This is a genomic window from Photobacterium makurazakiensis (genome assembly GCF_050336715.1).
Lineage (GTDB): Bacteria > Pseudomonadota > Gammaproteobacteria > Enterobacterales > Vibrionaceae > Photobacterium > Photobacterium makurazakiensis.
This window is the reverse complement of record NZ_JAKJSJ010000013.1, coordinates 18,355-41,056: the sequence shown is the minus strand read 5'-3', so window position 1 is coordinate 41,056 and position 22,702 is coordinate 18,355. Positions and strand designations below refer to the sequence as shown.

Here is a 22,702-nt window from a genome sequence, read left to right as displayed (position 1 = left end):
CGGATTATAGGCTTTTTTGTTCATCTAGCTAGTGAAATCGACAATAATTTGACAGAAACTGACAGACGTAGAAACAATGCGTAAAAAATGTAGCCAAGGTGTAATGGCGTGGTGTTCACCAATCACCCCAACCAATCAATTCCCTCGCACCAATAAAAAACGGCGCATTGCGCCGTTTTCTTCATTCACCGTAATAAAAATCAGGCATATTGCCCGGCCACAAAGCCGGAGCTCCATGCCCACTGGAAGTTGTAGCCTCCCAACCAACCACTGACATCCATCACTTCACCAGCAAAGTACAAGCCCGGCACTTTCTTCGCTTCCATGGTTTTCGATGACAATTCATCGGTATCAACACCACCCAGCGTAACTTCCGCGGTTCGGTAACCTTCGGTTCCATTTGGCGCAATATGCCATTGATGGAAATAGGTCGCCATTGCGGTGATCTCTTTCGGGTTAAACTGCTTCAACGGCTTATCCGTTAAATCACCACGCGCAATCAACACTTCAATCAAGCGCTTTGGCAATAAACGAGACAGCGAATTTTTCAGGCTTTGATTTGGATGTTGCTCACGCATTGTCGTCAACGTATCGTCCAAATCGAGAGTCGGCAGTAAATCAATCGTCACTTTTTGGCCCGGCGTCCAATAAGATGAAATTTGTAGTACCACAGGCCCCGATAAGCCACGGTGAGTAAACAACAAATTTTCTTTAAATGTGGTGCCGTCTTCTGCTTCAATGACGGTTGGGATCGCAATGCCAGATAGCTCTGCAAACGCTTCTTTTTCTTCTTTGTGCAGTGTGAAAGGCACTAAACCTGCCGTTGTGGGGATCATCTTCAGGCCAAATTGCTCGGCAACTTGGTAACCAAACGGTGTCGCACCAAGCTTGGGCATCGACAAGCCACCAGTCGCGATCACCAGCGACTCGCACTCCACTAAATCCGTATTCAGCTTAAGACTGAAGCCATTTTCTGTTTTATCAATCGCATGAACATCAACACGGTAGCGCTGTTGAACGGTGGGCAAGTCACATTCTGCCAGCAGCATTTTCACGATATCTTTGGCTGAGTCTTCGCAAAATAACTGGCCATGATCGCGCTCTTCAAAGGCAATATCATGCTTGGCAATCATCGAGATGAAATCCCATTGGGTATATTGCGACAAGGCCGATTTAGCAAAGTGTTGGTTACGACAAACAAAGTTACTCGCCGTCACATCATAGTTGGTAAAGTTACAACGGCCACCGCCAGAGATCAGAATTTTGCGTCCCGGCTTCTTACCATGATCGACCACCAGCACAGAGCGGCCACGCTTGCCCGCTTCTGCTGCACACATCAGGCCCGCTGCACCGGCACCAATTATTACTACATCGAACTTTTCTGCCATATCTCTACCGTTAACGACCGTTGCTAAACAAATAAAAAAAGGGATGCGGTAACCAATCTTGGTCTGCATCCCTAATCTAGATGGCTATTCTACCTACCAACCGCTGGAATAGAAACCGTTATCCATGCTTGGCTGCAGTCTGTGGCAGAATATTAGGTTGAAACGGTGACTCTGCCATACGAATGGTCGTTGTTGGAAAGGCGAAGTCCGCGCCGTGCTGACGGACGATTTGGGTTATTTCCAGCATCACGCTTTGCTGAATAGCCTTATATTCCACCCAGCCAGTCGTCTTGGTGAAGGTATAAATAAGAATATCGAGCGAAGAAGGGCCGTAATTATCAAAGCTAACAATTAAGGTTTGACGTGTATCGATCTCAGGGTGTGCCAATAACATGGCTTTAATGTCATCAACCACCAAATTGATCACGCCAGCATCCTGATAACGGAGGCCAATTTTTTGTTTAATGCGTCGATTATGCATCCGTGATGGGTTTTCAACCACAATCGAACTGAATACGGCATTAGGCACATACAAAGGCCGTTTATCAAAGGTGCGGATCACGGTCATGCGAAAACCAATTTTCTCGACGGTGCCTTCAATTTCCCGATCAGGGCTGCGGATCCAATCACCCAGCTTAAAAGGCTTATCAAAATAAATCATGATCGCGCCGAAGAAGTTAGCCAACAAATCCTTCGCCGCCATACCAACAATCAAGCCCCCGACACCACCAAACGTCAGTACCCCCGATAAGCTCAATCCGAGGTTCTGCATCATAGCCAAACCACCGATAACTAACACCACCAGCCGGAGAATTTTAGAGACGGCATTAATGCTAGTAACATCTTTTGCTGTCAGGCAAATTGCATGTTCAGCATTAGTGATCAGGCGTAGTAATACCCATATAAACGTCCATACCAACATTAGGTGGCGAACATTCGTCAAGAAGGCACTTGAATAGTCGGAGGTATTATCGATCACGACACCCAGTGAGAAGGCCGCAGGCCAGAGCCAAATCAGCCAGCTAACCGGCCTTCTAATGGCACCCACCAATGCATCATCCCACACTAGCCGTGTTTTACTTGCAGCCGTCGAAAGGTGACGGGTTACTAATAACCACGCCGCCCACAAAACAGCACTGAGCAATAACAGTAAGCCGACATTGCTCATCCAGTCTTGACTAACGCCTCTTTGCAGCGCATCCCACCATTGATAAACCCGATTCATCGCAACCACATATAATATGTTTGATTATTTGGCCGCTAACTTAGTTTCATATTTACAAGATGGCAAGACACCTGAGCGATTTTATGCAGTGAGCGGCGATTTTATCCCCGCACGGCACTATATCCCAAGGTAGGCAACAACAAAGATAGAGACAAAAAATACCATTAGGTAAGTACTTGCTAAGACAAACAGTTTACGTACCTTAATGCATTTTGCCATGAACACCGGATCATGGTGCTTTTCATACTGATGGCTGCGGATGTAATGAAACAATCTGATTTGCTTAGAGACATTCCCTTGGGATGAGAAGAAGCCTCGGCCATCAACTTGTTGGTAGAGAAGAGGGTCGCATTCGCGCATAACCGTCAATAAAGTACGCAAGGTACTGACATAACGGGAAACGTTCACCACAGCGACCAGAAAAAGTGCGAATATAAGTGCATCACCACTAATCATATAGCCCCCGAACAACGTGACTTGGCAGCTGACAGGGTGATGATGAAAGGGACGAATAACTCGCCCCAAACACATTAGCCAGCTTGTGTATCCATAACTGATGAAGATCCAGCTTTTGCCATCGCGGCAAGATCTTTATCAATGAAGAACAGTGCTTTACCGTCTTCACCAACAAGCTCAATCTTATCCAGAACGCCTTTAAATAGTTTTTCTTCTTCGTGCTGCTCTGCCACATACCACTGCAAGAAGTTAAACGTAGAGTAGTCTTGAGTGGTAAACGCAACATGGGCAAGAGTGTTGATTTGCTTAGTGATCAACTGCTCATGCTCATACGTTTCACGAAACACATCACCCAACGATGCAAACTCATGTTTTGGTGCTTCAATAGAACCCAAAATTGGCATCGCGCCAGTTTCACTCACGTAAGTGAAAAGACGCTGCATATGCTCCATCTCTTCAACAGCATGCGCGCGTAAAAACTCTGCGGCACCTTCAAAGCCTTTATCTTCACACCACGCACTCATTTGCAGGTAAAGATTAGAAGAAAAGAACTCCAAATTAATCTGCTCGTTAAGTTTTTCAACCATTGCTTGAGCTAACATCGTACTACTCCTATCTATTCTAGTTTATACCAATCTCATCGATAGGTATGAAAACGCCTTTTCCCCATTGTCACAATGCAATAATGAGAATGCAACTCAAAGGTAAGGTTGACGAACAATCTCCTTCTTTGATTTCAAAACCTAGCGGTTATCATTAAAAACGCGTGTAAATTCAAACGATTTATTTAAGATCATTTTCACTGTTTTTCTCTCAATAAGTTGCGATCTAGCCTATATTTTTTATTCTGCCTCGGTGCTAGCATGAAAGACACCATTGAGGTCAAGGAGTGAAAAATATGGCTTATAAACACATTTTGGTCGCAATCGACCTCTCTGAAGACAGTGTTCTTCTCGTCAGCAAAGCAGCCCAGCTTGCCAAACCACTTGATGCTAAGTTGTCACTGATCCATATCGATGTGAATTATGCAGAACTGTATACTGGCCTCATCGATATCAACCTATCCGATGCCCAACACCGTATGGCTGACGATGCACAAAAACAGCTAAAAATTCTCGCTGAAAAAGCCAATTATCCCGTATCTCATACCTTGGTTGGCAGTGGTGACCTAAGCGAAGAGATTTGCCACGCTATCGATGATCTCAATGTTGAACTGGTTGTTTGCGGCCATCATCAGGATTTTTGGAGCAAGCTGCTTAGTTCGGCCAAGCAACTGATCAATCGCACCCCAATTGATATGCTAATGGTGCCATTGAAATAGCCGCTGACGTTGATCTTTACTTTTAAACGTCACTGAAATTCGGTAGCGATCACTCGTGCATCGCTACCGCTGCTCTTACCTGCTCATCATCACAACACTACACGTGTTGCTTGCCCTGATAATTCGCTACACTAGCGCCATATTCTCACTGCGAACTATCAATCATTATGGGATACCTCTCAGCAATCACCCTGCTATGGGCCTTTTCGTTTAGCTTAATCGGCGTTTATCTGGCGGGACAAGTTGATGCTTGGTTCTCGGTGTTAACCCGTGTCTCACTTGCTGCGCTGGTCTTTTTGCCTTTCCTGCGCAAACAACACCTGCACCTATCACTATCACTAAAATTAATGACTGTCGGTGCTTTCCAGCTCGGCATCATGTACTGCTTTTACTATCAGTCTTTCCTTCATTTAAGTGTACCGGAAGTACTGCTGTTTACCATCTTCACCCCAATCTACGTCACATTGATCTATGACTTGCTACATCGTCAGTTTTCAGCCTGGTATCTCGTCACAGCGGCCATTGCCGTATTGGGGGCTGCTGTGATCAAATTCGAAGGGATCAATGCAGACTTCATTATTGGCTTTTTAATCGTACAAGGTGCCAACCTCTCGTTTGCTATCGGCCAGGTTGGCTACAAACGAATCATGGAACAAGAGAAAGCAGATCTACCACAACATACCGTGTTTGGGCTGTTCTATTTAGGGGCGGTTTGCGTGGCCTTGCCAATGTTCCTGCTGTTTGGCAACAGCGAGCAACTACCAACGACCAGCACACAGTGGGGGATCCTCACCTACCTCGGTATTGTGGCTTCTGGGTTGGGCTATTTCATCTGGAATAAAGGTACGACCATGGTCAACGCTGGGGCATTGGCTATCATGAATAATGCCCTCGTCCCTGCCGGACTCATTGTGAACATCGTGATTTGGAATAGCGATGTCGACTACCTTCGCCTGCTGCTTGGCGGGGGGATCATCGTGCTCTCATTGTGGATAAATGAAACGTGGGTAAAACGTAAAGTTGAGCTCTCTCGTGGTAACACGTCACCATAGCGCTTTTTCACGCAGCCATGAAAAAAGGCGAGATAATTAATCTCGCCTTTTTATTGTTGGTGCTGCGATATTATCTAGTTTTAGATGAACGCAAATGCATCAGCAAACATACGCTCACGTTCTGCACCTTTCTCGGCCGAGAATTGCTCACGTGCTGCGCCTGCCATCTCAAAACGACCGCAAATATAAATATCATAAGCAGATAAGCTAACAAAATCGTCACTCACCGCTTCGAGTACATTACCCACTTTACCTTGCCAATTTTCTGGAGCCATTTCGACAACAGGTACATAGGTCAGGTTACGGTATTGCGCAGCCAGTGTTTGCAGTTCATCATTGGCATACAGCTGACATTCATCACGCCCCCCCCAATATACGAAGATAGGCTGGTTCACACCGCGGCTTAAGCAATTATCTAAAATACTGCGAACATAAGAAAAGCCTGTACCGCCAGCAATCAGCAACAAAGGCTTGTCACTGTCTTCGCGCACCCATGCGTCACCGTGCGGCGCTTCAATCTCGATAGAGTCACCAGAAGCCAGAGCAGCCTTCATTGCCTCTACCACTTCCATGGCATACGGATTATGTTCAGCCGCACCAATGTGCAGCTCCAATTCGTTATCACGGCATGGGCTACTCGCGATCGAAAACGGGCGCTTGTCTTTTTCGCCCATGACGGCCAGCAAGTATTGACCCGCTTTAAATTCAATGGCGGCTTCAGGCTGTAATAATATTTTAAATGTATTACATGCCAATGATTCGACTGACTTTACTTCACATTTGATGGACATTCTCTTCCTCTAGTCTAGCTCTAATACCAAGTCGCTTTTCACTACGGCCTGACAGGCAAAGATCCAACCTTCGGCTTGCTCGTTCTCAGTAAGCATAGGCGCTAGTTGGTAACTTATCTCGCCCGTTTTCTTTCGGCACATGCACATAGCGCAAGCACCGACCTGACAGCGGTTAGGAAAAGCGATGCCTGCGTTGAGCGCAGCCTCCAATACTGTTTGCTGCCCATTGGCAGGAAAAGTAAGGTTATGGGGCAGCAGGCGTACTTGATGCATATAATGGTTTCTCAAGCCCGATCATCTCGGGCAATTTATCGGTCTTGGTTTAATCCAAGATCCCTAATTCATTCCAGATAGCGTCAACTTTCGCGACGATTTCAGTATCTTTGGCGATAGGTATACCCCACTCGCGGTCAGTCTCTCCTGGCCACTTGTTCGTCGCATCCATCCCCATTTTAGAACTCTGGTTTATTACAGGTGCGTCCGCGGCGCCATGATTAATCAATAGCGTATCGCGACTTGGGTCCATCCGCGTGGTGATCGCCCAAATAACATCATTCCAATCACGGACATTGACATCATCGTCACAGACAATCACAAACTTGGCATCAGTAAACTGACTTAAGAACGACCAAATCCCATCCATTACTTTGCGTGCATGGCCTGCAGCATTTTTCTTGATACTCACAATCGCCATTCTATTTTCCTCCGCTTCTGGGGGTAAATAGAAATCGACAATTTCAGGGAATTGCTGAAGTAATGCTTGAGTACCCGCTTCGATATCGAAATCTGGATTAACCAATCCGCTTTCGCTAGGCGTATTAACGGTTTCAGCATCCCACTTGATGGTCGCATCTAATCCCATTTTTGAGCCCAGACCCACCACAGGAGAGGCGAAATCAAGTGAGTCGATCGGTGTATGCTCTATCAGCAAAGTATCTCGAACCGGATCCATTCGCGTGGTCATCGCCTGGATCACGCTGTTCCAGTCACGCGCATCAACATCATCGTCACACACCACCACATACTTGGTGTACATGAATTGGCGCAAGAAGGACCACACCCCCATCATCACACGCTTGGCATGACCTGGGTATTGTTTCTTCATCGTCACCACCGCCATGCGGTACGAACACCCTTCCGGCGGTAGGTAGAAATCTTCTATCTCAGGGAATTGTTTCTGCAAAATCGGCACAAACACTTCATTGAGGGCAACCCCTAACACAGCCGGCTCATCAGGTGGACGGCCAGTGTAGGTACTGTGATAAATCGGGTCTTTACGCATAGTGACATGGGTTATGGTAAAGACATGGTGACGCTCGACCTCATTGTAATAACCGGTGTGATCACCGTATGGGCCTTCATCGGCAAACTCGTTGGGATCGATGTACCCTTCCATCACAATTTCTGCGCTGGCAGGGACTTCCAGCTCATTGCTGATACTTTTGACAACTTCGGTTTTACTGCCCCGCAGTAGCCCTGCAAACGCATATTCAGACAACGTATCGGGAACAGGGGTAACGGCACCAAGGATAGTGGCAGGATCCGCACCAAATGCGACAGTGACAGGAAAACGTTCACCGGGGTGGGTTTCCATCCAGTCACGTAAGTCTAACGCCCCACCACGGTGAGCCAACCAACGCATGATGATCTTGTTTTTACCAATTTTTTGCTGGCGGTAAATACCCAAGTTCTGGCGTTTTTTCTTTGGCCCCTTGGTGATCGTGAGCCCCCAAGTCAACAATGGTGCGACATCACCCGGCCAGCAGCTCATCACTGGGATTTTATCGAGATCAACCTCGTCGCCTTCCCACACCACTTGTTGGCAAGGTGCGTTACGCAGACGCTTCACTGGCATATTCAGCACTTGCTTGAAAACGGGCAGCTTATCGATAGCATCACGAAAGCCGCGTGGTGGCTCAGGCTCCTTAAGGTAGGCCAACAGCTTGCCAACTTCACGCAGCTCTTTGACATTCTGACGCCCCATGCCCATCGCAACACGCCCAGGCGTACCGTACAAGTTAGCCAGAACTGGCATATCATAGCCAACCGGATTCTCGAACAACAAGGCAGGGCCTCCCGCACGCAATGTACGGTCGCAAATTTCAGTAATTTCCTGATCGGGGTCGATCGGTTGCTTAATTCGTTTTAGCTGACCTTCCTGCTCGAGGTAGTCAATAAATTCACGCAAATCCTTGAACTTCATTGCTTCGCAGTTATCCATATTTAAATACACCAGCACCGGCGCGGCGACCGATTACTGCAAATAATTATCATGCCATTATAACGAGTTGTTAACGTCAAAACAGCTGAAAATACCGCAATGAATCCGCTTAAGGCAGCTTAGTTACCGCAGCTTCAAAATTTCGTTGAAATACCTTGTTGCTACTGACCAAGGCTAACTGCTCCAGCCAATCCAGATAGCCATGATTGGCCAATTCAAACGCCACCAGCTGACCATCGTCCACTTCATCGAGCTTACCTCTGAGAAACTCACGAGTCGCGGCAGGCAAAGGGTTCAATGTCACCAGTGAACGATAAGCTTGTTGTTTTAGCGATGGGTTGATTGTCGCCGCCATCAACTGTTCGATCGCTTCAGATTGCGGGGCTAACTGGGCTAACCGCTGAACTTCAGCAACACTGTAGTGATCACTGCGCCGGCGCCATAGCAAGTGGTACACCGCTGGCTCATCGGATGCTGCAGCCAATGCCGCTATAATCGCGTTATCAGGCAACCAAACCAATTTACTGTCAGTAGAAAACTGCGCCGCCAATTGCGTTACGGCTTGAGCTGATAAGGAGGGGAGCTGGGCCAAAAAGATATCTCGGCGTACAGTTTGGGTAGGTAGATCACCGCGGAGCCACTCTGACAGCACTAACTCTCCAGCCTCTGCTTGTACCACCATAGCCTGAGCCAAGAGGGTTTGCTGCCATCTTAAAACCAGCCCGCGCGCCTGTGCACCATAATGAAAAGCACTTTGCGTGACTAGATAGCCATCACCCTGCTCAACAACATTGAACATGAGTTTGCGTTCGGCCTGCGCCTGTAGCCAATCGGCTTTGGCTTGGTCAAGGGTGCCGAAATCCACCGCATGTGAGACTAACTGGCTACGAACAGCTTCTTGCTGGAAGTCAGATAATTGCGATAATTTAAATTCTAGCGCGCGAAAGTCACCGTGATCATAGAGCGTTGTCAGCGCCGCTACCCGATCCTGAACGATAGGAGAAGTTAGAACTTGGCTCACTTCCAGCTCTGACACCTCAGTGCCATTTGCCGTTGCCATACTCCCGACTAAAAGCCCTATCAGCATGCACCGTCCTAGTCGCATGTCACCTCCCTGGTGAAATGATGAGGAGAAAAAAGAAACTACCAAAGCCACCCTGCTTAAAGGCAATAACTCCAAATATGTGGGTACTCAAGATCAATTTCCGTCGTCTGAGTTACAAACACAGCGTGATAATTGCACACCGCTCAATAATACCCAAACTGCAAGTAATAAAAAACGCCACACAAGGTGGCGTTTCAATAAACTGTGAGTCAAACGACTAAATTATGACTTTTGACGACGCATGGCATCGAAGAACTCATCGTTCGTTTTCGTCATTGATAGCTTGTCGATCAAAAACTCCATGCTATCGGTTTCACCCATCGGGTGAACAATCTTACGCAGGATCCACATTTTCTGTAGTTCATCTGCTTTCGCCAATAGCTCTTCACGACGCGTACCTGAACGGTTAAAGTCAATCGCAGGGAAAACACGCTTCTCAGCAATTTTACGAGATAGGTGCAGTTCCATGTTACCTGTACCTTTAAATTCTTCGTAGATCACTTCATCCATCTTCGAACCAGTATCAACCAATGCCGTTGCAATGATTGTCAGGCTACCACCCTCTTCAACGTTACGTGCCGCACCGAAGAAACGCTTAGGACGGTGAAGTGCGTTAGCATCAACACCACCAGTCAATACTTTACCAGATGACGGGATCACGGTGTTGTATGCACGGGCTAGACGAGTAATAGAATCGAGTAAGATAACAACGTCTTTTTTGTGCTCAACAAGGCGCTTGGCTTTTTCAATTACCATTTCAGCAACTTGTACGTGACGTGATGCAGGTTCATCAAACGTAGAGGCAATAACCTCACCTTTAACCAAGCGCTGCATTTCTGTTACTTCTTCCGGGCGCTCATCAATCAGCAATACCATCAATTCACATTCTGGGTGATTGTGGGCAATACTTTGGGCGATGTTCTGTAGCAACATGGTCTTACCCGCTTTTGGCGGAGCAACAATCAGACCACGCTGACCTTTACCAATTGGTGAAGCCAAATCGAGTACACGCGCAGTGATATCTTCACGCGAACCGTTACCACGCTCCATACGCATACGATCATTTGCATGCAATGGCGTTAAGTTTTCAAATAAAATCTTATTACGCGCGTTATCTGGCTTATCGTGGTTAACTTCATTGACTTTCAATAGCGCAAAATAACGCTCACCATCTTTTGGCGGTCGGATCTTCCCGGCAATGGTATCACCAGTGCGGAGATTGAAACGACGAATTTGGCTCGGCGAAACATAGATGTCATCAGGGCCGGCCAAGTAAGAGCTGTCTGAAGAGCGAAGGAAGCCAAAGCCATCTTGAAGAATTTCTAGAACACCATCTCCAAAAATGTCCTCACCACCTTTAGCATGCTGCTTGAGAATGGAGAAGATAATATCTTGCTTTCTCAAGCGTGCCAGGTTTTCTAATCCTAAGCTTTCGCCAAGCGCAACCAACTTGGAAATAGGTTGGTTCTTTAATTCGGTCAGATTCATAGTGGTGGGTTTCTTGTCAGTCAAAATAGGGGTTCTATGTTTAATTGAGATAGGGTCGACCAATGTGGGCTGGTCAAGGAATGAACAAAAATATGTTTTATGTGCGTTAAGTTAGCACTAAAGATCTCATCCGTCTAGCATAGACGTAAGTCAAACCGTGCACAACTGAGAAATTGCGCACAGTTCGAAGCAGAGTTACTTATAAATTCGCGTCTAAGAACTCTTTCAGTTGACTCTTTGATAGCGCGCCAACTTTTGTCGCGGCTACACCACCGTCTTTAAACAGCAGTAATGTTGGAATACCACGGATACCAAATTTTGGCGGCGTTGCGGCATTCTGATCGATATTTAATTTACCAATCGTTAGCTTGCCTTCGTACTCGTCCGCGATCTCGTCAAGAATTGGGGCAATCATTTTACATGGACCACACCATTCAGCCCAAAAATCGACTAGTACCGGGCCTGCAGCATTAATCACATCGCTATCAAAACTTGCGTCTGTTAGCTGCACAATCTTGTCGCTCATCTTCCACTCCAATGGTTGATTTTCTTAGCTGATTTGATTTTAACCAGCAAATCGTTGCCCTATTTGAATGGAATCCGTTTCGTATTGCAACCCTAAGCTGATATTCTATACGAATGAAGACGACTCACATCACAGAGCAAAAATTTGCCGACCTAGGTTTAGAACCTACGGTTTTACAAGGATTGGAAGCAAAAAACTTCCATAATTGTACGCCTATTCAGGCGCTGGCATTGCCGGTAGTGCTCTCCGGCCGTGATATTGCAGGTCAGGCTCAAACAGGTACAGGTAAAACCCTGGCCTTCCTGACAGCGACTTTTAACCACTTACTGCTAACACCAGCTGCAGAGGATCGTAAAACCAACCATCCTCGTGCCATTATTATGGCACCAACCCGTGAACTGGCTATCCAGATTTACAACGATGCTGCACCGTTACTTGAAAGCACAGGCCTAAAAGCAGGCTTAGCTTACGGTGGTGAAGCATATGAAAAGCAACAAAAAACGTTAGAAGCTGGCGTTGATATCCTGATCGGTACTTGTGGCCGTATCATTGATTTCTACAAACAGCGCGTGATTGATCTACGTTCGATTCAAGTTGTAGTACTTGATGAAGCCGATCGCATGTTCGATCTTGGTTTTATTAAAGATATCCGCTTCTTGTTCCGTCGTATGCCAGCACCTCAAGCTCGCTTGAACATGCTGTTCTCTGCCACACTGTCATACCGTGTGAAAGAGCTTGCATTCGAACATATGAATACACCTGAAAGCGTGGTTGTTGAACCAGACCAAAAAACCGGTCACCGTATTCAGGAAGAATTATTCTACCCTTCAAATCAAGACAAAATGCGCTTACTGCAAACCTTGATTGAAGAAGAATGGCCAGATCGCGCAATTATTTTTGCTAATACGAAATATCGTTGTGACGATGTTTGGGCCCACCTAGCAGCAGATAAGCACCGTGTTGGTTTGCTAACAGGCGATGTACCACAGAAGAAACGCGTTCGCATTCTTGAGCAATTTACTCAAGGCGAAATCGACATTCTGGTTGCTACTGATGTCGCAGCACGTGGCTTGCACATTCCTCAGGTAACGCACGTATTTAACTACGACCTACCTGACGATGCCGAAGACTATGTACACCGTATTGGCCGTACAGGTCGTGCAGGTGAAAGCGGCCACTCAATCAGCTTTGCCTGTGAAGAGTACGCAATTAACCTGACAGCAATCGAAACGTATATCGAACATGCGATCCCACTGTCAAAGTACAATGTTGACGCATTATTAGACGATCTACCTGCACCGGTTAGCATTCCTCGCGCACCGCGCCAAGGTGGTAATCGCCGTAACAGTGGCTCACAGCGTCAAGGTCAAGGTCAATCGCGTCAGCGAAATAACCGCCGCCGTCCGCCGCAAAACAAATCACAGTAATACGAAAATATGCCTATGGAAAGAACAGTATCCCCTTTGTACGCCGCGATTGATCTTGGCTCAAACAGCTTTCATATGTGGATTGTCAAAGAAGTAGCTGGCAGTGTACAAACGCTGGCTAAAATCAAGCGCAAGGTTCGCCTTGCCGCCGGCCTGAATAGCGAAAGCATGCTGAGTGAAGAAGCCATGCAACGAGGCTGGGACTGCCTGAGCCTGTTTGCCGAACGACTTCAAGATATCCCTGAAGCCAACATTCGCATTGTGGGCACAGCTGCACTGCGTACAGCGGTAAATGCCGATACTTTTCTTTCCAAAGCGAAGACGATTCTTGGCTATCCTGTCGACATTATTCCCGGCAAGGAAGAAGCTCGAATTATCTATCAAGGCGTTGCCCATACCTCTGGTGGCAGTGGTAAGCGCCTCGTGGTCGATATTGGCGGCGCCAGTACCGAAGTGATCATTGGTGAAGGTTTTGATGCCAGCGCCCTTACCAGCCTGAAAATAGGCTGTGTTACGTGGTTGGAGCGCTACTTCAAAGACCGTAGCTTAACAGCAGAAAACTTCAACGCCGCCATTTCAGCCGCAAAGTCGGCCATAGAACCCATTGTCGAATCTTATAAAGAACTCGGCTGGGATACATGCGTCGGTGCCAGTGGCACCGTTCAGGCGCTACAAGAAATTATGCTCGCTCAAGGGATGGATGAAGTGATCACCCTGCAGAAGCTTAAGCGCATGCAGCGCCAAGCAATGCAGTATGAGCGACTCGAAGATCTGGATATCGAAGGGCTTACGCTTGAAAGAGCCTTGGTTTTCCCGAGCGGCTTATCCATCCTCATTGCGATTTTTGAATCGCTGAGCATTGAATCAATGACACTCGCTGGTGGTGCACTCCGTGAAGGCATGGTGTACGAAATGATGAGCCAAATGCGCCACAATGATGTTCGTGAGCGCACACTAATGAGCTTACAATCGCGTTTCCAGCTCGATACACCGCACGCCAACACTGTTGCCAACACCGCACTGTCATTACTCAAAGGCTGTAGCCCAGAATGGCACATGGAGCCACAAGCGAAGTACCTCCTTCATGCCAGTGCCGTACTGCATGAAATTGGTACAACAATTGAGTTCAAGAAAAGTGGCGAGCATTCTGCGTATTTGATCAGCAATAGCGATCTTCCGGGTTTTACCCGCGCGCAGAAATACTTGATCGCAGAGCTATTACGTCGCTTCCGCGAACAGCTCATGAGCATGCCTGAACAACACGCACTATCAGCCCAAAGCGCAACCCGTATTTTGCGCCTGCTTCGCCTCGCCGTGATCTTATGTCACCGTCGTGATCACCAGCAACAGCCGCCGTTTAGCTTATGTGCCAGCGACAGTAAATTAACCCTGACGCTGCCAGCTAGCTGGCTTGAAGCCAACCCATTAACCGACGCTGAACTTCAACAAGAAGCAACACGTCAGACTGACATGGGCTGGCCGCTGGTGCTGACCAAAACTGCATAGCCACCTGTACAACGTTCCAACAAAAAAAGACGCCTTATGGCGTCTTTTTTTATGTCTTATCGAGAATAACTGCTCTTAGCCTGTGATACCCGAATGACGCAATAATGCATCGATTTGAGGTTCACGGCCACGGAAACGCTTAAACAAGTCCATCGGCTCCTCACTGCCACCACGCTCTAGAATGCAATCAAGGAAATCAGCCCCAGTCTGGGTATTAAAAATCCCTTCATCTTCGAAACGCGAGAACGCATCTGACGATAACACTTCTGCCCATAGGTAACTGTAGTAACCCGCGCTATAACCACCAGCGAAGATATGGCCAAAGCTGTGCGGGAAGCGTCCCCATTCAGGACTCGGTACCACTGAAACACGTGATTTAATGTCAAACAGTGTATCAAGTACCTTAGCGCCGATTTCTGGGTCATATTCGGTGTACAGGGTGAAGTCGAACAAACCAAACTCAAGCTGACGCAGAATACCCATTGCTGACTGGAAGTTTTTCGCCGCCAGCATTTTATCCAACATCTCTTTCGGTAACGGCTCACCGGTTTCATAGTGACCAGAAATAAAGGCCAGTGCCTCCTCTTCCCAGCACCAATTCTCTAAAAACTGGCTTGGCAATTCGACTGCATCCCACGGCACACCATTAATACCCGATACGGCAGGCACTTCCACTTGAGTTAACATGTGGTGGATACCATGACCAGTTTCGTGGAACAAGGTGACAACTTCATCATGAGTAAACAACGCTGGTTTGTCGCCTATCGGCTTATTGAAGTTACACGTGAGATACGCAACGGGCGCTTGTAGGCTGCCGTCATCACGCGTACGTCGAACAACGCACTCATCCATCCATGCCCCACCACGTTTGTGCTCACGGGCATATAGGTCAAGATAGAAGCTACCACGCAATGTTCCCGTAGCATCAACGATATCGTAAAACTTCACGGAGTCGTGCCATGTATCAACGCCATCACGTTCGGTCACGACCATGCCAAAGACACGCTTGAGCACTTCAAAGAGACCTGCGACCACTTTTTGCTCTGGGAAATAAGGACGTAGTTGCTCATCAGAAATGCTATAACGATGCTGCTTAAGCTTTTCGGCATAGAAGCCAAAATCCCAAGGTTCTAGGGATTCAGCACCAAATTCAGCTTGTGCGTAATCACGTAACTCTTGTACTTCTCGCTCACCTTGTGGCTTCGCTCGGGTTGCAAGATCATTTAAGAAACCAAGCACTTGCTCTGACGATTCCGCCATTTTTGTTGCTAATGATTTCTCGCTGTAAGTAGAGAAACCCAACAAGCGGGCAATTTCATGGCTTAATTTAAGCTTCTCGGCAATGATATCGGTATTGTCCCACTGGCCAGCATTGGGCCCGCGATCAGACGCTCTGGTTACAAAGGCTTCATACATTTCCTGGCGCAAAGCGGCATTTTCACAATACGTCATAACAGGTAGGTACGACGGAATATCTAACGTAAATAGGTACCCTTCCTGCTCTTTTGCTTCAGCTGCTGCTTGCGCCGCCTGTAGTGCTGATTCCGGCAAGCCGGCTAAATCAGCAACGTCTGTTACCAACTTACTCCAACCCATCGTGGCATCCAGTACATTGTTGCTGAAGGTTGAAGCCAGCTCAGATAAGCGCTTGCTGATCTCACCGTATCGGTGCTGCTCTGTTGCTGGTAGGCCAATGCCTGATAGCTCAAACTCTTTCAATGCATCGGTGATCGATTTCTGTTGCGCTTGATTTAAAGCCGTAAAACTTTCGTCCGACTTCATCGCTTTAAAAGCGTCATATAAGCCTTTGTGTTGACCAACCCAAGTACCGTAATCAGATAACAGTGGCAGGCAACTTTCATACGCTTCGCGCAACTCACTGCTATTTTTCACCGCATTTAAATGGCCAACAGGCGACCAAATACGGCTAAGACGATCATCTGTTTCCGCTAATGGCACACAAATGGATGCCCAGCTTGGTGGTACATCGCTCGCCAATACCGTCTCAACGGCAGCACGACAATCGGTAATTGCCTGCTCTACCGCAGGTTTAATGTGCTCTGGCTGAATTTGAGAAAACGGAGGCAGATCCGTCATAGTGAGTAATGGGTTAGACATGCGCGATTCCTTAATTCTGTATTCCTTTATTAAATGCGTCTTCTCGTAAGCAAATTCAATCCCTTAATGACGCTATTTCCTGCTTAACTCTTTTTATTTTAACCTAGAATTAACAACTGGATTAATGAAAGTCATCACTGCTTTGTGGATCTTCGTCGACAATTCGCCATAATACAGGCCTTACTCATAACTTATTACTGTCGAGACTCCAGCCATGCTGAGCTACCGCCACAGTTTCCATGCCGGTAACCATGCCGATGTGGTCAAACACATTGTACAAAGCCTGATCCTTGATGCCCTAAAGCAAAAGGAAAAGCCATTTGTTTATCATGACACCCATTCCGGTGTCGGCCGCTACGATTTACAAGATGAGCGCAGCGAAAAAACCGGCGAGTTCAAGCAAGGCATTGCACGGCTCTGGGCACGTGATGATATCCCAACAGACATCGCCACTTACCTTGAGGCAATTAAGGCCCTTAATGACAGTGATGAACTGCGTTACTACCCAGGCTCACCCCGTGTAGCTCGTGCACAGCTTCGTGAACAAGATCGCATGGTGCTTACAGAATTGCACCCAAGTGACTTCCCTCTGCTATTGCAAGAATTTCGCAGTGATCGCCAAGTCAAAATATACAAAGAAGATGGCTTTGCGCGCTTAAAAGGCAGCCTTCCCCCGAAAGAGCGTCGTGGTGTGGTACTCATCGACCCACCTTACGAACTCAAGCATGAGTATATGGACGTGGTGAATGCGATCATCGATAGCCATAAACGCTGGGCAACAGGCACCTATGCGATTTGGTATCCCGTGGTATATCGCGAGAACATTGACAAGATGCTACGTGGATTGGAAAAAGGCGGGATCCGCAAAGTACTGCAGATTGAGCTAGGCGTTGAACCTGATACCACTGAACGTGGTATGACCGCTTCAGGCATGATAGTAATTAACCCACCGTGGAAGCTAGAAAGCCAAATGAAAACAATTCTACCGTGGTTACAACAAGCCATTGCCCCAAGCCATGGCCACCATAAAGTCGAGTGGATCGTGCCGGAATAAGCCCAGTTTGGTATACAAAATCATCTAAGGCGGGGGTTTCCCGCCTTATTTATGCCTGTTATTTTAAGTTCTGACTTTCTCGATCATCCCCTCTCGTAACTCATCTCATTCTTGATTACACTAGAGCAAGCACAGCAGGAGCTGTAAGCAAATCAATAAAATCATTGGAGTAAAGTCATGGCAAAGCATTTTGATTACATTTGTATCGGTGGTGGCAGCGGCGGTATTGCATCAGCAAACCGTGCCGCAATGCATGGCGCAAAAGTAGCATTAGTTGAAGCCAAAGCCCTCGGCGGTACCTGTGTAAACGTTGGTTGTGTACCTAAAAAAGTCATGTGGCACGGCGCGCAAATTGCTGAAGCAATGCACTTATACGCCAAAGATTATGGCTTTGATGTCGATGTGAAAGGCTTTAACTGGAGCAAACTGGTTGAAAGCCGCGAAGCATACATCAGCCGTATTCACACCGCATACGACAACGTACTGGGTAAAAATAACATTGAAGTGATCAACGGTTTTGCTCGGTTTGTTGATGCAAAGACAGTTGAAGTTAACGGTGAGCACTACACTGCGGACCACATCCTGATTGCTGTAGGCGGCGAGCCAACCATTCCGAATGTACCTGGTGCCGAGCACGGTATCGATTCGAACGGCTTCTTCGAGCTAACCGAGCAACCAAAGCGTACCGCCGTTATTGGTGCTGGCTACATTGCGGTTGAAATCGCAGGCGTATTAAGCTCGCTAGGTACAGACACCCATCTGTTCGTGCGTAAAGAGTCGCCACTGCGCAGCTTTGACCCAATGATCATCGACACGTTAGTCGAAGTAATGGATGCAGAAGGTCCAACACTGCACACCCATTCAGTGCCAAAAGAAGTCGTGAAAGAAGCTGATGGGTCGACAACCCTGCACTTCGAAAACGGTGAATCACACAATACTGACCTATTAATTTGGGCGATCGGCCGTAACCCAACCACCGACAAAATCAACCTTGCAGCTACAGGCGTTGAAACCAATAGCCGTGGCTACATCAAAGTTGATGAGTACCAGCAGACCAATGTTGCTGGCATTTACTGTGTTGGCGATATCATGGAAGGTGGTATCGAGCTAACTCCTGTAGCCGTAAAAGCGGGTCGTCAGCTATCAGAGCGCCTATTTAACGGTAAGACTGATGCGAAGATGGACTACAAACTAGTCCCAACCGTGGTATTCAGCCATCCACCTATCGGCACTATTGGCCAGACCGAAGCAGAAGCAATTGCTGAGTTTGGCGAAGATAACGTAAAAGTATACCAGTCAGGGTTTACGGCGATGTATACCGCTGTGACTGCCCACCGCCAGCCTTGTAAGATGAAGCTGGTTTGTGCAGGCCCTGACGAGAAAGTCGTTGGTCTACACGGTATTGGTTATACCGTCGATGAAATGATCCAAGGCTTCGGTGTTGCGATGAAGATGGGCGCAACCAAAGCTGACTTCGATAGCGTTGTCGCTATCCACCCAACCGGCTCTGAAGAGTTTGTTACCATGCGTTAAGCCTTAACTGGCAAACCAACCACAAAAGGGGCGATGATGCCCCTTTTTTACATTCAAAATATAAGCTGGTTACAACACTAACTTGAAGCCATATTTCAACGCGAGCTTATCGAACAGCTTATCTTAGTCGCCAATATCACATCATTAAGTATCATTATCAGGCACACCCTATCAGCTTATTTTGGGTTAAGTATAAAAAAGCATGCATAAGTTCCTTCACCATCGTCAATTAGATGAATACCCAGTCATAGTGGCAACACACAGCATAATACTGAATAACTAGCCAGTTTTAACCAAATACTATTCCAATTTATATCGAAAAACTGTAATCTCTCACCACCTGATTATGGACAATCAGTGAATATTTATTCCAAACGGAATAGCGGTTATTTACTCCCAATCAAAACAATTAATTAAGGTCTGGCATGCAAGATCAGGTTATTGCTAAATCAAAACAGAAAGCCAATTGGCTGATGTTTATTTTACCGTCACTGCTCGGTGTATTCCTTTTCATGGCACCGATTGAATACCAAGGTACGATCACGATCCCAATCGCGGTATTGGCAAAATCGGTTCAAGCCTTATTCGACGGTATGCTGCCGGCTATCGTAACGTTCGTAATTTCCCTAACTGCCGCAGCTTCTCTTTTTACTAAAGCAGTAAAACCGAAAGCAATAACTGAAAATCGCTTTTTAAACGGCCTGTTCAACCCAACTCTGCCATGGCTCGTAGTACAGCAGATGGGGGCAATTTTCGCGATCATGTCATTCTTCGCCATCGGCCCAGAAATGATCCACCACGGTGATACGGGTGGCATGGTATTAAACGATCTTCTACCAGTTCTGTTTTCTGTCTTCCTTTTTGCCGGTTTATTACTCCCTCTGCTGCTTAACTTTGGCCTGCTAGAGTTTGTTGGTGCAATGTTCACTCGCATCATGCGTCCGCTATTCAATCTACCTGGCCGCTCTGCTGTTAACTGTATTGCCTCTTGGCTTGGTGACGGCAGTGTTGGCGTATTAATGACGAGTAAGCAATACGAAAGTAAGATTTACACCGAGCGTGAAGCGGCGGTCATTGGTACAACCTTTACCGCAGTCTCTATTACTTTTAGCTTGGTTGTTATTGCACAAGTAAACCTTGAGCATATGTTTGCCCCGTTCTACCTCACAGTGTGTCTGGCTGGATTAGCAGCCGCGGTGATTGTGCCACGCTTACCACCACTGTCTTGGAAGAAAGACCATTATGTTGATGGCGCGACATCAAGCACTGCAAACATTGAAGCCGTGCCTGAAGGTAAAACTGTGTTTAGCTTCGGCCTTGAGCAAGCACTGAATAAAGCTGCTGAAGTAAAAAGCCTACGTAAGGTAGTTATTGAAGGTATTGAAAATGCTGTTGATATGATTTTCGGGGTGCTACCTGTTGTCATGGCCATTGGTACCGCAGCGCTGGTTATTGCTGAAAATACGCCAGTATTTAGCATACTAGGTCAGCCCTTTATTCCATTCCTTGAGCTGCTACGTATTCCAGAAGCGGCAGCGGCATCAGAAACTATCGTGGTCGGCTTTGCTGATATGTTCTTACCATCTATTTTGGCATCAAGCATTGAAAGTGATTTGACCCGCTTTGTCATTGCAGCAATGTCAGTCACGCAGCTAATTTACATGTCTGAAATCGGTGCACTACTAATTGGCAGTAAAATTCCAGTGAAGCCTTGGGAACTGTTCATGATTTTCATCCTGCGTACCTTGGTCACCCTGCCAGTAATTGCAGTGATGGGACATATCTTCTTCTAAAAAGAGAGTCCAACCTCCCGCTTCAAAAAAGCCAGCTCATCGAGCTGGCTTTTTAGTATAGGTAGCATACTGCTATGCTTACCCTTAAGTTGCCCACTATGTTTGATACTGCAATACATCAACTCAACACCCTTTCTATCGCCAAAACACAGTCATAGTGCAACATAATCACATTATACGAGCCCAACCGATTCTTATGACCCTCTTGAACTAACGAAAAACAAGCATAAAAAAACCGGCCAAGGCCGGTTTTTTATCATTCAAAAGCGGTGATTACTGCTCGTCTTCCGCAATATCATCTTCCTCTCGCCCTTCACGAACATAAAACTTCGCGAAGAACAGTCCAACTTCAAACAGCAGGCACATAGGGATCGCTAACAATGTTTGCGAGATGATATCTGGCGGTGTCAACATCATACCCACTACAAACGCTCCTACGACAATATAAGGTCGCTTGGTACGCAATGTTTGTGGATCTGTCGCCCCCGTCCAACATAGCAAGATAATGGCCACCGGGATTTCAAATGCAATACCGAAAGCCATAAACAATGCGAGCACGAAATCAAGGTAGCTGGCAATATCAGTCGCGACCTGCACACCCTCTGGTGCAATGCTGGTAAAGAAACCAAACACCAAGGGGAATACAACGAAATAAGCGAACGAAACACCCGCATAGAACAATAGCGAACTGGAAAACAGCAGCGGCATGATCAGCTTGCGCTCGTGTTTGTATAGGCCTGGTGCGATAAAGCCCCATACCTGATACAAAATCATTGGTACCGCAACAAAAACCGAAGTCACCAAAGTCAGCTTAATTGGTGTAAAGAATGGTGAAGCGACATCTGTCGCGATCATGGTCGCCCCTTCTGGTAAACGTTCTACCAAAGGCGCAGACATGAAGGCATAGATGTCGTTAGCAAACCAAACCAGACCAAGAAAAACCACAATGACGCTCAGGATAGAACGCAGCAGACGGTTACGCAGCTCAACAAGGTGGCTGAATAGCGGTTGCGTGTCTTCAACTGTAGACATAGTGAGTTACTTTAATCCTGCTTTTGAGAGGTCGTCGCCGAGGGCTGCTCGTCTTTTTTATCGGCATAAGGGCGTTGGACTTCTGCAGCAGCTTTTTTAAGCTCCTCAACAGAATCTCGCAGTTCAGGTGCGAGATCTTCCATTCCCATTTTCTCAGCTTTTTTAAGATTTTCCTGCAACTCTTGGATTTTAAGCTCCTGAGACAGTTCATCTTTCACCGAGTTTGCCATATTACGAGCAGCACCAACCCAACGCGATACAGAACGGATCGCGACGGGAAGGCGTTCCGGCCCCAGTACAACTAATCCCACAACGGAGATCAGTATTAGCTCCCAGAACCCGATATCAAACACGCGTTAAACCTGCTCTTTATCTTTTTGGCTCTTTTGAGCTTGTGGATCTTGCTGCTCTTCAGCAAGCTTCTTCTGATCGAAATCCGCATCCGCTTCTTTCTTTTCAGTTGGCTCATCGTCACCGATCGCTTTTTTGAAACCTTTCACAGCCGAACCTAGGTCACCGCCTAACGAACGTAGTTTCTTTGTTCCGAATAAAAGCACAATGATCAGTGCAATGATAAGCAGTTGCCAGATACTAATACCACCCATGCTTGTTTTACCTCAGCTTATTGTGGTTGATAAGAAAACGTTTTGTTTGTTGGTCGCTTAC

At 46.9% G+C, this 22,702-nt stretch carries 21 protein-coding genes; 7 read left to right on the top strand and 14 right to left on the bottom strand.

Features of this window, described 5'->3' with window-relative positions; translation table 11 throughout:
* Positions 1 to 200: 200 nt before the first annotated feature.
* From L4D09_RS05700 to ftnA, 4 genes are all read right to left on the bottom strand, one after another.
* Positions 201 to 1,388, bottom strand: a complete 1,188-nt coding sequence (locus tag L4D09_RS05700; protein WP_428456687.1) for a BaiN/RdsA family NAD(P)/FAD-dependent oxidoreductase — start codon at positions 1,386 to 1,388, stop codon at positions 201 to 203.
* A 118-nt stretch (positions 1,389 to 1,506) separates the two neighbouring features.
* Positions 1,507 to 2,613 (bottom strand): mechanosensitive ion channel family protein, encoded by a 1,107-nt coding sequence (locus L4D09_RS05695; RefSeq protein ID WP_428456526.1) that lies wholly within the window; start codon positions 2,611 to 2,613, stop codon positions 1,507 to 1,509.
* Between the two features lie 117 nt (positions 2,614 to 2,730).
* A complete protein-coding gene (uspB, locus tag L4D09_RS05690; RefSeq protein ID WP_428456525.1) occupies positions 2,731 to 3,069 on the bottom strand; it encodes a universal stress protein UspB in 339 nt (112 codons plus the stop codon).
* Between the two features lie 74 nt (positions 3,070 to 3,143).
* Positions 3,144 to 3,671 (bottom strand): non-heme ferritin, encoded by a 528-nt coding sequence (gene ftnA / locus L4D09_RS05685; RefSeq protein ID WP_428456524.1) that lies wholly within the window; start codon positions 3,669 to 3,671, stop codon positions 3,144 to 3,146.
* Between the two features lie 296 nt (positions 3,672 to 3,967).
* Here ftnA and L4D09_RS05680 point away from each other — a divergent pair, with 296 nt between their 5' ends.
* Both L4D09_RS05680 and L4D09_RS05675 read left to right on the top strand, forming a co-directional pair.
* A complete protein-coding gene (locus L4D09_RS05680) occupies positions 3,968 to 4,390 on the top strand; it encodes a universal stress protein (protein ID WP_428456523.1) in 423 nt (140 codons plus the stop codon).
* 167 nt (positions 4,391 to 4,557) lie between these two features.
* Positions 4,558 to 5,442 carry a carboxylate/amino acid/amine transporter gene (locus L4D09_RS05675; RefSeq protein ID WP_428456522.1) on the top strand — a complete coding sequence of 295 codons (885 nt, stop codon included), beginning with the start codon at positions 4,558 to 4,560 and terminating at the stop codon, positions 5,440 to 5,442.
* Between the two features lie 80 nt (positions 5,443 to 5,522).
* On the opposite strand, the gene fre is transcribed toward L4D09_RS05675, so the two are convergent.
* The 6 genes from fre to trxA all read right to left on the bottom strand — a co-directional run bounded on the left by fre (position 5,523) and on the right by trxA (position 11,573).
* Positions 5,523 to 6,233: an NAD(P)H-flavin reductase gene (gene fre, locus L4D09_RS05670; RefSeq protein ID WP_428456521.1), complete on the bottom strand. Its 711-nt coding sequence runs from the start codon at positions 6,231 to 6,233 to the stop codon at positions 5,523 to 5,525.
* A gap of 9 nt (positions 6,234 to 6,242) precedes the next feature.
* Positions 6,243 to 6,506: a 2Fe-2S iron-sulfur cluster-binding protein gene (locus tag L4D09_RS05665; protein ID WP_428456520.1), complete on the bottom strand. Its 264-nt coding sequence runs from the start codon at positions 6,504 to 6,506 to the stop codon at positions 6,243 to 6,245.
* 49 nt (positions 6,507 to 6,555) lie between these two features.
* Entirely contained in the window at positions 6,556 to 8,436 is a 1,881-nt protein-coding gene (ubiD, locus tag L4D09_RS05660; RefSeq protein ID WP_428456686.1) for a 4-hydroxy-3-polyprenylbenzoate decarboxylase, read from the bottom strand.
* A 127-nt stretch (positions 8,437 to 8,563) separates the two neighbouring features.
* The gene (locus L4D09_RS05655; protein ID WP_428456519.1) at positions 8,564 to 9,559 is read right to left on the bottom strand and encodes a hypothetical protein; all 996 of its coding nucleotides are present in this window, start codon (positions 9,557 to 9,559) and stop codon (positions 8,564 to 8,566) included.
* Positions 9,560 to 9,781: 222 nt separating this feature from the next.
* Entirely contained in the window at positions 9,782 to 11,047 is a 1,266-nt protein-coding gene (gene rho, locus L4D09_RS05650; RefSeq protein WP_428456518.1) for a transcription termination factor Rho, read from the bottom strand.
* Positions 11,048 to 11,246: 199 nt separating this feature from the next.
* Entirely contained in the window at positions 11,247 to 11,573 is a 327-nt protein-coding gene (gene trxA / locus L4D09_RS05645; RefSeq protein ID WP_036821764.1) for a thioredoxin TrxA, read from the bottom strand.
* A gap of 113 nt (positions 11,574 to 11,686) precedes the next feature.
* Here trxA and rhlB point away from each other — a divergent pair, with 113 nt between their 5' ends.
* A complete protein-coding gene (rhlB, locus tag L4D09_RS05640) occupies positions 11,687 to 13,000 on the top strand; it encodes an ATP-dependent RNA helicase RhlB (protein ID WP_428456517.1) in 1,314 nt (437 codons plus the stop codon).
* 15 nt (positions 13,001 to 13,015) lie between these two features.
* Complete coding sequence (gene gppA / locus L4D09_RS05635) at positions 13,016 to 14,506, top strand: guanosine-5'-triphosphate,3'-diphosphate diphosphatase (protein ID WP_428456516.1); 1,491 nt, start codon at positions 13,016 to 13,018, stop codon at positions 14,504 to 14,506.
* Between the two features lie 75 nt (positions 14,507 to 14,581).
* On the opposite strand, the gene prlC is transcribed toward gppA, so the two are convergent.
* Entirely contained in the window at positions 14,582 to 16,624 is a 2,043-nt protein-coding gene (gene prlC, locus L4D09_RS05630; protein ID WP_428456515.1) for an oligopeptidase A, read from the bottom strand.
* 214 nt (positions 16,625 to 16,838) lie between these two features.
* On the opposite strand from prlC, the gene L4D09_RS05625 reads away from it, so the two are divergent.
* The 3 genes from L4D09_RS05625 (at position 16,839) to L4D09_RS05615 (ending at position 21,004) form a co-directional block, all read left to right on the top strand.
* Complete coding sequence (locus L4D09_RS05625; RefSeq protein ID WP_428456514.1) at positions 16,839 to 17,678, top strand: 23S rRNA (adenine(2030)-N(6))-methyltransferase RlmJ; 840 nt, start codon at positions 16,839 to 16,841, stop codon at positions 17,676 to 17,678.
* A 177-nt stretch (positions 17,679 to 17,855) separates the two neighbouring features.
* Positions 17,856 to 19,211 (top strand): glutathione-disulfide reductase, encoded by a 1,356-nt coding sequence (gene gorA, locus L4D09_RS05620; protein ID WP_428456513.1) that lies wholly within the window; start codon positions 17,856 to 17,858, stop codon positions 19,209 to 19,211.
* 425 nt (positions 19,212 to 19,636) lie between these two features.
* Positions 19,637 to 21,004: a YjiH family protein gene (locus L4D09_RS05615; protein ID WP_428456512.1), complete on the top strand. Its 1,368-nt coding sequence runs from the start codon at positions 19,637 to 19,639 to the stop codon at positions 21,002 to 21,004.
* 273 nt (positions 21,005 to 21,277) lie between these two features.
* Here the strand turns inward: L4D09_RS05615 and tatC are convergent, their stop codons facing one another.
* The 3 genes from tatC to tatA are packed head-to-tail and all read right to left on the bottom strand — an operon-like array spanning position 21,278 to position 22,641.
* Positions 21,278 to 22,036, bottom strand: coding sequence for a Sec-independent protein translocase subunit TatC (gene tatC / locus L4D09_RS05610; protein ID WP_428456511.1), 759 nt, complete (start codon positions 22,034 to 22,036; stop codon positions 21,278 to 21,280).
* 11 nt (positions 22,037 to 22,047) lie between these two features.
* Positions 22,048 to 22,389: a Sec-independent protein translocase protein TatB gene (gene tatB / locus L4D09_RS05605; RefSeq protein WP_428456510.1), complete on the bottom strand. Its 342-nt coding sequence runs from the start codon at positions 22,387 to 22,389 to the stop codon at positions 22,048 to 22,050.
* A 3-nt stretch (positions 22,390 to 22,392) separates the two neighbouring features.
* Positions 22,393 to 22,641, bottom strand: coding sequence for a Sec-independent protein translocase subunit TatA (tatA, locus tag L4D09_RS05600; RefSeq protein WP_428456509.1), 249 nt, complete (start codon positions 22,639 to 22,641; stop codon positions 22,393 to 22,395).
* Between the last annotated feature and the right edge of the window lie 61 nt (positions 22,642 to 22,702).

Coding starts and splice junctions, on each gene's coding strand:
- tatC (WP_428456511.1), bottom strand. CDS start 22,036: ATGTCTACAGTTGAAGACACGCAACCGCTATTCAGCCACCTTGTTGAG.
- gorA (WP_428456513.1), top strand. CDS start 17,856: ATGGCAAAGCATTTTGATTACATTTGTATCGGTGGTGGCAGCGGCGGT.
- prlC (WP_428456515.1), bottom strand. CDS start 16,624: ATGTCTAACCCATTACTCACTATGACGGATCTGCCTCCGTTTTCTCAA.
- L4D09_RS05680 (WP_428456523.1), top strand. CDS start 3,968: ATGGCTTATAAACACATTTTGGTCGCAATCGACCTCTCTGAAGACAGT.
- L4D09_RS05615 (WP_428456512.1), top strand. CDS start 19,637: ATGCAAGATCAGGTTATTGCTAAATCAAAACAGAAAGCCAATTGGCTG.
- trxA (WP_036821764.1), bottom strand. CDS start 11,573: ATGAGCGACAAGATTGTGCAGCTAACAGACGCAAGTTTTGATAGCGAT.
- fre (WP_428456521.1), bottom strand. CDS start 6,233: ATGTCCATCAAATGTGAAGTAAAGTCAGTCGAATCATTGGCATGTAAT.
- rho (WP_428456518.1), bottom strand. CDS start 11,047: ATGAATCTGACCGAATTAAAGAACCAACCTATTTCCAAGTTGGTTGCG.
- ftnA (WP_428456524.1), bottom strand. CDS start 3,671: ATGTTAGCTCAAGCAATGGTTGAAAAACTTAACGAGCAGATTAATTTG.
- L4D09_RS05665 (WP_428456520.1), bottom strand. CDS start 6,506: ATGCATCAAGTACGCCTGCTGCCCCATAACCTTACTTTTCCTGCCAAT.
- L4D09_RS05675 (WP_428456522.1), top strand. CDS start 4,558: ATGGGATACCTCTCAGCAATCACCCTGCTATGGGCCTTTTCGTTTAGC.
- L4D09_RS05695 (WP_428456526.1), bottom strand. CDS start 2,613: ATGAATCGGGTTTATCAATGGTGGGATGCGCTGCAAAGAGGCGTTAGT.
- L4D09_RS05700 (WP_428456687.1), bottom strand. CDS start 1,388: ATGGCAGAAAAGTTCGATGTAGTAATAATTGGTGCCGGTGCAGCGGGC.
- tatA (WP_428456509.1), bottom strand. CDS start 22,641: ATGGGTGGTATTAGTATCTGGCAACTGCTTATCATTGCACTGATCATT.
- gppA (WP_428456516.1), top strand. CDS start 13,016: ATGGAAAGAACAGTATCCCCTTTGTACGCCGCGATTGATCTTGGCTCA.
- L4D09_RS05655 (WP_428456519.1), bottom strand. CDS start 9,559: ATGCGACTAGGACGGTGCATGCTGATAGGGCTTTTAGTCGGGAGTATG.
- L4D09_RS05625 (WP_428456514.1), top strand. CDS start 16,839: ATGCTGAGCTACCGCCACAGTTTCCATGCCGGTAACCATGCCGATGTG.
- uspB (WP_428456525.1), bottom strand. CDS start 3,069: ATGATTAGTGGTGATGCACTTATATTCGCACTTTTTCTGGTCGCTGTG.
- rhlB (WP_428456517.1), top strand. CDS start 11,687: ATGAAGACGACTCACATCACAGAGCAAAAATTTGCCGACCTAGGTTTA.
- ubiD (WP_428456686.1), bottom strand. CDS start 8,436: ATGAAGTTCAAGGATTTGCGTGAATTTATTGACTACCTCGAGCAGGAA.